General features: G+C 41.1%; 3 protein-coding genes. All 3 read right to left on the bottom strand.

Features of this window, described 5'->3' with window-relative positions; translation table 11 throughout:
- Positions 1 to 43: 43 nt before the first annotated feature.
- Positions 44 to 2,077, bottom strand: a complete 2,034-nt coding sequence (locus EMIN_RS02535) for a phospholipase D-like domain-containing protein (RefSeq protein ID WP_012414661.1) — start codon at positions 2,075 to 2,077, stop codon at positions 44 to 46.
- Between the two features lie 155 nt (positions 2,078 to 2,232).
- A complete protein-coding gene (locus EMIN_RS02530) occupies positions 2,233 to 4,959 on the bottom strand; it encodes a cation-transporting P-type ATPase (protein ID WP_012414660.1) in 2,727 nt (908 codons plus the stop codon).
- 135 nt (positions 4,960 to 5,094) lie between these two features.
- Positions 5,095 to 13,320, bottom strand: a complete 8,226-nt coding sequence (locus EMIN_RS02525) for an MFS transporter (RefSeq protein ID WP_012414659.1) — start codon at positions 13,318 to 13,320, stop codon at positions 5,095 to 5,097.
- Positions 13,321 to 13,630 lie beyond the last annotated feature (310 nt).

The raw sequence follows: 13,630 nt of genomic DNA, 5'->3' as shown, positions 1-13,630 counted from the left end.
TTTAACCGAAAATATTCTACTAAAAAAGATATTTAAACCGCTTTTAAGCCTGCAAAGAAAGCGCCGCCAAAATATAGTCCGCCGTGGTAAGTTCAAAAGGCTCGATTATTTCTTCGGAATCGGCAAAATCTTTTTCAAACAAACGTTCATTAAGTTCCTGCACAAAAGCGGCGTCATCTATACCGAAGTTCATTTCACCGTTTACAAACAGACTCAGCTTATCAAAATTGGCCGACCCGATACAAGCCCAATTATCATAAATAGCCGCCTTTATATGCGACATTGTCGGATAAAAGTAAACCCTTATATTATTTCTTAACATAATATTGGCTTTTACTTTATTATTTGAATGCATTAAACCAATGTCATTTTCAGAAGGAAGTATTACGCGCACGTCAACGCCGCGCCTTCTTGCCATAATAAGTTCTTTTACTATCCTATTATCCGAAAAATAGGCGTTTTGTATATAAATCCTTTTTTTAGAGCGTTTAATAGCTTCCAACTGAGCCTTTAAAATATCAGGCCTGCTTGGCTTAGTGTATAAGGGGCGCACGTCAATCATATCCGTGTCGTAATTATTTTTAAAACATTCGTCACATTCTTCGTTCGCAATAACAGCGCCGGTGCCCAAATCACCTCCGAGGCCGGAGAACGTCCACGAATGGTTAAAATTATTTTTAAGTTTTTGTACTATAGGTCCCTCTAAAGCTATCATAAGGTCATGCCATTTATAGCGGTATTCCTCACCAAAGTTCATACCGCCGGTATAGGCCAGTTTATCGTCTATAATAATAACTTTGGTATGGTCCACTATGCCAAGTATGTTAGGATGCGTACGGAATTTAACCGAAGAATCTTCCGTCATATATTTTTTAATTTTTGGCATCACATAATCAGGCTCATGCGGCATTTTAGGCGCTTTCATTAAATTAATTACAGTGTTAATTTCATCAACCAGCACCCTTGTTTCAACGCCTTCGTTAGATTTGTTTTTTAAAATATCAGCAAGGCTTAGGCTGTATGGGTCAACTTTAAAAATATAAAGCCTTATGTCTATGGAACTTCGCGCGTTGCCCGCCGCTTTTATAAAATGGGCAAAAAATTCCTCCCCTCCTATAAGAAGGGTCGTTCTGGCTTTATAAATCTCCTTACGTGTGTTTCTATCTAAAAACTTATTAAAAGATTCAAGGTCCATCATTTCGTCGCCTTCATATAAAGGCACAAAATCAGTTTTTAGGTTACGCACCTTTGGGGAGAAAATATTTTTTATAAAGGCGTCGCTGCCGGCAAGAACAATATGCGCGCTTGTAACCGGCGCTTTTATAATGCCTATAAAATTACTTTTAATAAAAAAGGAATACACCATACCGACAGAGATTCCCACGGGCGATACATCTTTTTGCAACTCATATAAGTCCGGTATTCTTACAGCGGCCATATAGCCTGTTTTCATATCTAAAAACAAATAGGGCACCTGCGGAATTTGGGATACTTCCACAAGTAACCTTCTCTTATTAGGATACTCAGCTTTTAAAATAGAAAGAAAGTGTTTTTGCGCCAATTCCCTTATAACGGTATTTTTTACTTTTTTAACCATTTCTATTTCTTTAGGAATATCACCGGGAGCGGCGATAACAATTTTACCGTTAAAATCACGGTATACAACAACGTCCTTGTAGTCCGTTAAAAGCAAATAGCCGTTGCCCGCTTTTCGAGGCGCGAGTTCGTTTGAAACTTCTTTAACAACGCGTTCCAGCACGCCTTTTACCAAAACAACTTCCCGCTTTTGGGAGGCGGGTATTTCAGTTTCAAGCTTTTTTACTACTTCGACGTCTAAATATTTGTATTTTTTATTGGTTTTGCCTTCTTTTGGCAAATGCCCCGATAAAAAGAAATATACGCCGCTGTAATAATAGGAAATGTAAAGATCATTATTATAGACAAAAACCTCTTTAGGGTCCTGGCTTTGGTCAATCATGCTTATAACTTCCTGCTTTTTAAAAACCTGGTGGCAGCCTATAAAAAAAGCAAGTAGGATAAGAACAAAAAGCTTTAAAAAAGAATTTTTAAATTTCATATATCATATATTCTAATATAATTTGGGTATAAAAGGAATTGTCTTTTACAGACGTATATTTATTGTTTAAAAGTACATTTTACTAACCCGCCGCGCCAAAAACAATCTTATTACCGTAGGGACAAAAATAAGCCCGCCATATGGCGGGCTTATTTTTATTTAGCTGCTTTAATTTTATCAATCTGGCGCATTACGGCTTTTTCTATTTCAACAACAATAAACACTATGATACCGAATATGAAGGGATACTTCCAATCCCCCAATGCAAGCGGCACCGTGCCGAACGTGGAGTTCATAAAAGGTATATAAGTTACGCTTAATTGAAGAAACATCATAACAAAACAAACTATAAACACATATTTGTTGCCAAAGAAATCCTTATTAAAAGCAAATCCTCTTATATTGCGGCTGTTAAACAAATGGAAAGCTTGCGCCAAAACAATTGTCTGCAGAGTAACAGTTCTTACAAGCTGCTCGCTTACGCCGTAACCCAAAAGAACAACGTTCATAAACAAACTGCCGCCGCCTATAAATACGGAAAGGAAACATATCCTCCAAATAAAATAAGCGTCTAACAAAGGTGTTTTGGGCGAACGGGGCGGACGGTTCATAACACCCGGCTCGGCTTTTTCAAAAGCTAAAGCCAAAGATATAGTGACAGAGGTTATCATGTTAACCCAAAGTATCTGCACCGGTGTTAAAGGCTTTACGGTTGAAAAGATAATACTGGCCATAATTAAAAAACTTTCCGCGCCATTTGTCGGCAAGATAAACAAAATACTCTTTTTAAGGTTATCATACACTCTGCGGCCTTCTTTAACGGCTGATACTATTGTGGCAAAGTTATCGTCCGCCAAAACAATTTCCGCGGCGTCTTTGGTTACGTCCGTTCCTTTTATGCCCATAGCAACGCCCACGTCCGCCTGTTTTAAAGCTGGAGCGTCGTTAACGCCGTCGCCCGTCATGGCGCATATTTTACCTTTAGACTGCAGCGCGTGCACAATTCTAAGTTTATGTTCGGGGCTGGTTCTTGCAAAAATATTATATTCATTTGCCGCGGAAACAAACTCCTCCTCGGTCATATGATCTAAATCTTTACCTTGAAGGGCTTTGTCACTGTTCTCTATACCCATTTGCCTGCCGATTGTTTTAGCGGTTTCAACATGGTCGCCCGTAATCATTTTTACGGTAATACCCGCTTTTGCGCATACCTCGATAGCTTCAATAGCTTCTTCCCTGGGCGGGTCTATCATACCGGCAAGGCCGAGAAACACTATCCCCTCCGAATTGGCTTCATTATAAATATCCTCGTGGTGGATTTCCTTTACTGTCCTGGGCACTAATTTGTAGGCCGCGCCTATAATACGCTGGCCCTTGTTAGCAAGTTCATTGATTTTATCTTCCCAAAATTGTTTATCAAAAGGCTGTTCCCCTTTTTGGGTAAGTTCCTTGTCCGCAATGGACATAAGCCTGTCGGGAGCGCCTTTAATAAGAATAATATTTTTATCATTTTCCCATTCTATAAGAGTGGCCATATATTTGTATTCGGAATCAAAAGGCACCGTGGAAATACGGGGAAAATTCTTATGCTCTATTAATACTGCTTTTTGGTAAAGCGTAATAAGAGCGCCTTCGGTAGGGTCACCTTTAACATTCCAATGCCTGTCTTTATCTTTGCCTAAGGCGGAATCATTACAAACGTTAAAACAATTAATAAGAGTGTCCATTACAACATTTTCTCTAAAATTAACAGGCGTCTTGCCGTCAATAGTTATTGCACCTTCGGGGGAATAGCCCGTGCCCGTTACCTCAAAAACCTGTTCGCGCGTTTGCACCGTCTGCACAGTCATTTCATTTTTTGTAAGAGTGCCCGTTTTATCAGAACAAATTACTGAAACGGAACCTAATGTTTCCACAGAAGGAAGACTGCGCACAATGGCGTTCTTTTTAGCCATGGTTTGCACGCCTATGGCGAGAATAATTGATAAGATAGCCGTTAAACCTTCAGGTATCGCGGCTATGGCTAAACCTATAACGGAAAGCAAAAGATCCGCTTTTTCATAATCTCTAAAAAAGTAGCCGAACGCGAAAATAAAAACAGATACAACAATTATGACGGTTGAAACAAATTTACCAAACTGGGCCGTCTGTCTTATTAACGGAGTGGTTGCTTTTTCCACCTCGGAAAGTAATTGGTTAATTTTACCTATTTCTGTATCTTGCCCTACGGCTACAACCACGCCAAGCCCTTTACCCGAACGTACGCTCGTGCTGGAAAACGCCATGTTTTTTCTGTCGCCCAACATAGTGTCTGTGGAAAGCATATCGGGTTTCTTATTTGTAGGTAAAGATTCCCCGGTCAAGGCGGATTCTTCTATTTTCAAATTTTCAGCCCTGATAAGCCTTAAATCAGCAGGTACTTTATCGCCTGGGCTTAAAATAACAATATCCCCTATTGTAAGAGTTGAAGCGTCAATTTCCAATCTTACGCCCTCGCGGATAACCTGAGCCTTGGGGGAGAGCATCTTTTTAATGTTTTCTATGGCGCGTTCGGCCTTACTTTCCTGAAAAAAGCCTATGCTTGCGTTGACGAACGCTACAAGCAGTATTACCGCTGTATCAATATAATATCCGAAAACGGCGGTTACTATAGCCGCCACAATAAGAACATAAACTAAAATATCATTAAAGTGGGAAATAAAACGTACTAATGCGCTTTTCCTTTTTGCCTGTGGCAAAACATTAGCGCCAAATTCCGAAAGGCGTATTTTAGCGTCTTCCTCAAAAAGCCCTTCTTCCGGTGTTACCTGTAATTTTGAAAGAATTTCCCCTACGTCTTCCGAATACCATTTTTCCATGTCTTGTATGTTTTCTTTTTTCATAACCAACCCTTTAAACATTTTTCTTAAATATGCGCAAATTAAAACAGACTTAGTTTATTATATTAAATTTATATTAGATAATAACAAAAAAGTCCTCTTAAAAAAGAGGACTTTTTTATTTAAAAATTATTTATTTTAAACTGTCAAATATTCTAAAGCAAAACCGAAAATATTTTCTTGGCGCGCAAAAGAAAGCGGCTCTCCGATTTCGGTTAACGATTCGACTGGAACCCATTTTTTATTTTTAATATCAAAAATTAAAACTTCTTCAATTTCCTCGGCTCCGATACTTCTTCTTGAAAGCAGCGTTCCGCCGGAATTTACTATATCTTGGGGTTTTTTAACAACTATCATCGCCACATACCCCTTGCCGCCGCGTTTCCACATATTAGCGCCAAAAGCGTAAGACGCCGCGCCGGAAGGTTCTTCACCGAAACACATGCCGGAAGTTTCTTCTCCTCGATGCATATGCATCATATCTACAGAAACAGGGTATGTTTTAGGGCGCACATAATTGATATCCATACCATTTTCCTTAATTTCGGAAAAATATTTTTTGTCTTCAAAAAATAGCCCTCTAAAAATATATTTGTCCGAATTATATTGGGGAAACTGGATAAAGAAATCATTATTTATATTTTGCCAAACATCTTCCTCTTCCTTAACATTGTAAAAGCTTTTAAGTTCTTCTAAAAGTTCTTTTTTGTTGTTTGTTAAACCTATTGAAAAAGAACTGTTATCAATAATGTCTTTAGGTGAAAAGAATTTCTTTATTGCGGCAAAAATTTTGCCAAAAAAGGAAAGCGATGGTGCCGCTTTTTGTTCTACCTCGGGCAAAGATGCCGCGGCTTGTATAGGGACGGATTTCTCATTTTTCTTAAACATCCCTTTTCGGTTAAAAAGTTTAAAAACAGGTAACATTAATACCGGCGGCAAAAGTATAAATCCAACAAAAGAACCTAAATTTAAAGCATCCGTCGGGGATAAAGCGAAAATACTTTCCGCCGCGTATTTTGTAAAGTCTGAAACGCCGCCCCATAAAATAGAGCCTACGCTAAAACCCGCCACGGAAACTATTACAAAAGGCAGCGTCATTATTTCCCGTTCTCTGTTTTTTGATAAAGCGCCGTAAGTTACGGTAAAAACCAAAGATATACCAAATTCAACTACCGCAAAACTGGCTACAAGCAGTAAAGGCGCCGCGTGGGTTACGGCAATGCTGGCTACGCTTCCCGCCGTAATGGATACCAAACCAAAACCGGTTGCCCCGGCAACGCCAAAGCGGTTTATTATTTTGTCGGCCAAAAATCTGCCCGCTAAAAATGGCAACGGATATGTAAGCACAGCAAACATTTGAGCGGTAGTTTCGGAATACAATCGGCCGAATATAAGAGGACCTACTATAGCCGAGCCTGCCTCAACCATGTTTAAAAGAGTAAGCCCGCCTACTATTTTTCTTGAAGCGATATCGTTTTTAAAATAATTCCATTTTGCCGCAAGTTCCTGCTTTAAAGAAACTTTTTTCTCCGTATCAAGCTGACTTTTCGTGTTAGGTATACCGGAAAGGTTAAGCCAAATTAATCCAGCCAAAGCCGCCGGCACTCCTATAAAAGGTATTGAGCCTGTCGCGTCGCCAAAATATTGTGCAAAAAGTATAGGAGCCGCGTACATTACGGTAATACCTACCCCCATGCTTTTCTGTATATTAATACTTTTTCTTGTCCTTACTCTTTCTTCCGTGGTAATGGAAGACATCATGGGCGCGGCCGAATTATTAATAAAATCCTTACCAACGCCTATAGCAAAAATTGAAAGAAGAATGCCCGCAAACTGTAAAGCGGGGCCGAATACCGAAGGCGTAGCTATATTCCCAAAACCAAAAAGGTATGACGCTAAAGACCCTATCAAAATACCGGAAAGCCCCACGTTAAGAGCTGTCTTCCTGCCAAATTTACCCGCGAACGGAGAAGAAAAGAAGGGCAAGAAAATAGCGGCCAACGTTGTAGTGGCTACTAAAACAGTTATTTTACCATCGCTGTATCCTAAGGTTTCCTGTATGTTGGTAATCAAAGGCGAAACCGCAAACTCCATAGCCATAAGCGCGGATGTTAAATATAAAGGACTTAAGAATTGGGAAGAAGGATTTATTTTATCAATATTTATAGGAGTAATATTTTTGCCTTCTTTAATATCTTGTATTTTTTGCATTATGTTTAAAGGTTTTCCGCTATTTAATACATAATGGGATTTAAGTGTTTTTGAAACTCTGTTTTCATAAGCTATTTCACCGTCTTTAGTTACATACGCTTTATGATTCATGAGAAATTTATAAAAATTAATAACATCGCTTTCATTAGCGTGTGATATTGTAAAAGGTACGGCAACCCTTTCCTGGTAATTTTTATAGCTGAATTCTTCCCCCTCTTGTATAGGCAGGTCAAGTGTAAAATTTCTTTCTTGTATTATAACTTTTCCGTTTCCTTCCACAACCTGGGAATTAACCGTAAATATTTTTTTAATTCCTTTAGCAAGTTCCGTGGGGTTAACGCCGAAATTAAGAGTACCGGAACCTTTGCTTGTATCGTCTTTTTTATTTTTTGAGAAAAATTTTACTCTTGATGATTCATGTTGCGTTCTTTCTTTCTCACTGGCAAATGCTTTGGGCGTAGTGGCAAAAAGGGCTGCATGTAAATTTTTGGCTATTTTCACAAAACCGTTTATCAATTCTTTTGCCGCGCCTTTTTGGGCCGCCATAAGAGCAAACGACACGCCTATTAACGCTAAAGGAGCCATAAGATAAAAGGTTGTGGTAGCTTCAACATTGGCAAGTTGTTCGCTTAACCCTTGTGCCATATACCTTATTTTAGCGGTGTCAGCCATAGCGGCAAACATAGCCGGGAAAATAGCGCAGCCTAAAGTTGAAATTGATATCCAATGAACAAGTTTAGCCTCTCTTTTAGGGGTAGCGGCAAGGCCTATATTAAATAAAGCAAAAAAGCTTGATATGCCGTATTCCCCAACACCTATAGCCGCGACAAGCGGCACTACGCCGGCGCTCATTCCCATTCCTATTGCGGACGTAACGCCAACAACAGTTAAGCCTGTGGCAAGCATTTTACTGCCAAACATGCCAAATTTATTAATTAAGGTTTTGGCAGTAAGTCTTCCCAATATAAAAGGAGCAGAGGAATATAAAAACGCAAGTCCGCTTACAAGTTCATTAGCGCCGGGCATTATAGCTAAAATCATAATAGGCATACTTACCATAAATCCAACTTCCGCGCCGTTTAATAAAAACGCACTGGGAATAAGCTTCCACGCTTCACCATCGTTAAAGATAATATTCCAACCGTATTTTAAAGAGTCTGCGCCTTGTTTAAAATTACCATGCGTAAAATTACCTAAAGCTGTTTTATGAGCGTTTACAAAATTTTTAAAAGCGGTGGCGGCTTTAATCTTCTTTTCCGAGAAAGATACTTTTTCTTTAACAACCGTTTCTTCGGCGTTTTTAGTAAAACCATTATATTTAAAGTTGGGAATATTTGTCTTATGTAAAGCCGCAAGAGTAGCGCCTGACATACCGATAGCAAGCAACGGTATAGCCGAAGTAGGGTCAATGCCCGCTTTGCTAAGCATCCATGCGGATGTAGTAGCCAACATAACCCCTAAAGACATAAGCATTTGCAGTCTGGCTGTTTTTTTCATTCTCAAATCAGGATCGCCTGTTATGTTAGACATTATCGGCGAAGTAGTTACCGTTGTTGTAAACACTCCTATACCTGTAATGAAAGCCGAAGCAAGAAGCCCCGCGTATTGCAAACCCACATTTTCCCAAACGCTAAAATGCCCAAGCCCGAAAGCCGCGCTCATAACGCCGCCAAGTAAGACGGCCGAAACGCCTAATTTTAATGTTTTTGCTTTGCCTAATTTTGCTTTAGCGATTGTAGCTAAATAAGGCACCGGTATGGCAAGTATAAACGTAACGCTGCTAAAAAGAGCCTGCTGCGTATTAGATAAATCCATTTTATCGGCAAACTGTATAACGTTTGAACCGCTGAACAAAATTATAAAACCATTAATTATAGAGGTTAAATAAAGAGCCAGCGTCCAGGAGTTGGAATGCCTCATGGAAGTTTCCACCACAGGTAAAGAGGTTGACGCCACGCCGTTTTCTATTTTCTCGGCAATGGATTGAAAAGAAACTCCGTTTGTAGCGTGAACAGAAATAGAACTGTCTTTTTTACCTGTTTTGGTATTTAAAAAAATCAGGTTACCTTCATTATTAATAAAAGGAACATAATTTCCGTAAATATGCTGCTTAAATTTAATAATATCTTTTACCGACGCGATAACTTTTATCTTAATACTATGCAGCTCCGAAATTTTAATACTGCCGTCAGGTTTTTCTATAGCCGCGTTTACCTGGTATTTTTGTTCTATTTTATTTTCTATGCTTAAAGGTTGATTATCTTTAGTTGAACTGTTAACAGAAATCTTAGGCTTTTTGCCGATTCCTAAAAACCCTTTTGTATATTCCACTTTATCTGTGGCAGGATTTAATATTTCAAAACCGTCTTCCGTAATATTTACAACGCTGCCATCCGCCTGTTTTTGCTCAAAAGCTTTTTGCGCGGCTTGCGTGTTTATTTTTCTTTGTTCAGAGTCAAAAACGTCTGCTTTATCTAATGCCGCTAACTCAGCATCGTTTATAAATATAACAGACCCAAGCTCCGCCCTTATAGCCTCAAGCGAAGTCCTGTTTATATTAACTGTTTTAAAAGCGTTATTTATATTATTTTCTAATATAATTTGAAACGCGGGGTAAGTTCTTACCGTTTTATCACCGACTTTCGCGGCGGCGCTGTCCCCATGTTTTACAATAAATTCCAAAATGGCTTTATTGTAAGCGGAGTCTAACGCGTTCTGTAATGATTCGGCTTCATCAGATGTTAAAGTGTTGGTTAATACGGCTTTTAATTTCTCGGGCAATACCCCAAAAAAGCTGGCAGCTATCGTACTAACAGACTGGTTTTTCACTATAGGCCTTACCTGCATCCCAAATTCCGCCGCGCTTGCTTTAGCGTTTACCGCTGCCTCGCTTGCTGATCCTAAGGTATGTTCTAAGACTCCTGTTACCACAGGTCTTGCTGAGGAGTATACCTGCCCGGTTACATGATGCGCCGCTGTTCCTTCTAAGGCTTCTTGCGCGGGGGTTATTTTTTCTACTCTTTTGTTTATTATCCTGCTTACCGTCTCTTCTTTTCCTTCCCCGTTTACCCTCTTATAGCTCTCAACGTCTTGCTTATATTCATACCCATATTTATTTTTTATATAATCATCCGCAGCCTTCGCTATCGGCGTATTTGACAAACTCCATTCCCCTTTTTCGCCTTCTACATAACCCTGGTTGTTTACATGTATATTACTTATATACCCGGCTACCGCGCTGTTCTCTAAATCCGTCAGCTCTCTCCCTTCTTCCACCGCTCTATCCAACACCGCCTCTGCCCTCGTCATCTCCACAGCAGCCCACTGCTTCTTCATGCTCTCCGCCGTTATCCCTTCTTTCCCATACTCCCTTCTTATCTCCCTTCCTATCTTTAACTCTTCCGCAAGCATCGCTACAAAACCTATCCCGCTCATGTTTATCAACTCTTGCTTGATAAACTCCTTCGTGCTTACCTCTTTACTTACTGGCGCTCTTACCCCCACCAACTGCGCGTATACCCGCTCCAATGTTCCAGACGACGGCCCGCTGCCTCCCTCCGCCTCTGCCGGCCTTCCTATTATACTTCCTATCCCAAATAACTTTGCCGTATCACCTACTCGCTTTGCTCCAATCCCTCCCAACTTCGACGCCTTACCTATTCTCCCCGCTCTATCCAATCCCTTACTTACTCCCGATACAACCTCCGCGCTCCTCATTGCTTTGCTTACCTCGCCAGCCGCGATTACTCCCCTTATTAACTTTCCACCCTCTATCGTCCTTACTCCTACCCCCCCTGCTTCCGCCATCACGCTTATCTGCTTCCCTACATTACTTATATTCTTTACCGCGCTTCCAGCCTCCGTCATGCTCCCCATTGGCAACATTACCATCATACTGTATACCACAGCCTTGTTCTTCGCATGTACAAAACTATTCTTCGCCCTACCCATCACTCTGCCAATCCTGCCAACCCCACTTCCCGTTCCTCTCGCAGCAACAATAACCTTTTCACCCTCCACCACTCCACCCGCTACTTTATTCCCCTCCATAACTCTAAACGCACCGGTAACTTTACTCTCCAAACTTATTCCCTTCCCTCCCTCTATTATTCCTTTCCCCACAACAGGCCTCGCGCTAAACGTGCCTCCCCCTCCAGACCCGCCTACGCTTAAGCCCAAATCCTTTACCTTCGTCTCTACCTTCAACGTTCCCTCTAACACCGGACTTATCTTTAACTTCCCTCCTATCCGACCCTTCACTACCTTTAACTCTCCTCCCACACCCTCTAAACCAAATTCTATCACTCCCCCCTTTACCCCACCGCTAACCTTCTTTACCGCATTTACACGCTCCATCGCCGCCGCCTGCTCCGCTACCTTTACACTCCTTACCCCTCTTACCGAAACTTCCTTCCCAGCATTCCCTGCCCCCCTCAAACTCCTCCAACAGTTCTCTACGCTCCTAGGTACCCTAAACGTGCTCATACTCTTCGCCAGGTTTCCTATCAACGCTATCATCACAACTATATCTAATACATACGCTAATCTCTTCTCATTATAATACTCCCTCGCCCTCTTTAACTGGTCAGCGTTAAACCCTCCTATCTTCAATCCCACCGCTTCCTTTATCTTCCTGTCCGTTCCAGACGTCACATCCATATACGTCGTACCCGCTATCACCTTCCTTATCTCGTTAGCCCCTCCATCCCCTTCATACGCCCCACTACCCAATACTCCAACTATAAACGGCCAATGCAAATTCCGCTCTTCTCTTAATAATTTCCTTATCTCACGCTTTCCTCCAGCTCCCCCTAAATACGCCAAATCCTCCCCTATATCCGTAAATACATTCCTCATTGGCATCATTAAACACGCATCACTTCCCCTCTTTACCTCTACCTCCTGACACATCTTTATATCTCTAACACTAAAACCCCACTCCCTTGCCTTCTCCTCATCTATATACTCAAACCGCCTCGTCACTTCATTCAAATACAACGCCTTTTTACTCACATGATTATAATACCCGTCAACATACTCCGACGGCGTAAATACAGCCCCAAATTTGTCCCACGCCCACTTCACCGCGTTCCTAGGATACCCGCTCCTTACCGTTTCCCTTATCAATTCTCCTAACAATACAATCCCCTTTTCTCCGCTTAATATCAACCCGTGCGCCGCCCTGCTCATTATTACAGACGATACCCGCCCCTCACTCCAATACTCCTTCCCAAATTTGTATATCTCCTCCTCCCCTCCTCCTATCAACCCAAGCCCCGTCATCGCACTCGTTATATCTATACAACTCTTCTGCGCCTCCCCCAAACCCCTCACATACCCGTCCGTAATCCTGCTCTCACAAACTCCCTTACTCTTCTTTACATCCAATACCTCTTTATAATATGCCCTCATACTGCCCGCTGTCTTTCCCCCTAAATCTAATCGCCTCATCCCTACCAATACCTCCGTCACCAACGGCGCGTACCTTTCCTGTATTCCCCTCTTCGAATACAACAATATGTCCACCAATACCTTTAACATCGCTCCAGTAGCTTCATCTATATCCATCTCCAACTTCTTCCTGCTATCCTTTCTTATCAAATCATACCTTAACTCTATCACTCCCTTCCCTACCTTCCTCGAATCACTGTTCTGCAACGTCCTCTTATACGCACTGTATACCCTGTCCGCACTGTTTAATAAACCTCCCTCCTCTACACTCTCTCCTTCTACATCGTTCCCATATCCCAACCTAACACCCCCCTGCTCGGCAAAATACTCCAACGCTTTATAATAATCCTCTCCCATTACCTCATATACCCTCCTCTCACGACTCCCGCTCTCAATCGCTATCTTTACACGCTCTTCTTCATATACCCTCTCAACCCTCACACTCTCCACAGCAAAACTCTTCCCCCATACCTTCCCCAACTCCTCACTTATCTCTCGACCTATTAATCCTTTTTCGCTCTTTATCATGTAGCCGGAGTTCTTTATGTTCTTGGAATTTATTATTGGATTTTTTGTGCTTATGTTCGTAGCTTTTTTTTCAACACGTACCTGCGCATAAACCTCAGCGGGCACAACACTTTGAAGTATGCTTGCTATTAAGACAGCGCTTATTATTTTGGTTACAGTTTCTGTTATTTTCATTCTTTCTCGTTTCGCTAAAATTCACTCGTAAAATACATTAATAAAATTTTAGTATCTTCGTAGTTCCGTCGCCAGGGTCTTAAGACCTACCGTACGGTAGGTCTTAAAATGGGTCTTTTTTACAAGGCAGCGTCTACTAAGAGTTAAACCGCCGCCAAAAAATAGCCCGTTAAAATAAAAAACCTCCGATTTTTTATCGGAGGTTTATAGTTTTTATAACAACAAAAAATTGTTTTTATTAACCTATCGCCTCCGCATTGCGTTTAAACATAACATAAAAAAGCGCGCTCATAATTGAACGAACTTCTTT

The organism is Elusimicrobium minutum Pei191, assembly GCF_000020145.1.
In the GTDB taxonomy this organism is placed as follows: domain Bacteria; phylum Elusimicrobiota; class Elusimicrobia; order Elusimicrobiales; family Elusimicrobiaceae; genus Elusimicrobium; species Elusimicrobium minutum.
This window is presented reverse-complemented; position numbering and strand designations above follow the sequence as displayed.

Excerpts from the sequence above, each read along its gene's own strand:
- EMIN_RS02535 (WP_012414661.1), bottom strand. The coding sequence starts at position 2,077 with ATGAAATTTAAAAATTCTTTTTTAAAGCTTTTTGTTCTTATCCTACTT.
- EMIN_RS02530 (WP_012414660.1), bottom strand. The coding sequence starts at position 4,959 with ATGAAAAAAGAAAACATACAAGACATGGAAAAATGGTATTCGGAAGAC.
- EMIN_RS02525 (WP_012414659.1), bottom strand. The coding sequence starts at position 13,320 with ATGAAAATAACAGAAACTGTAACCAAAATAATAAGCGCTGTCTTAATA.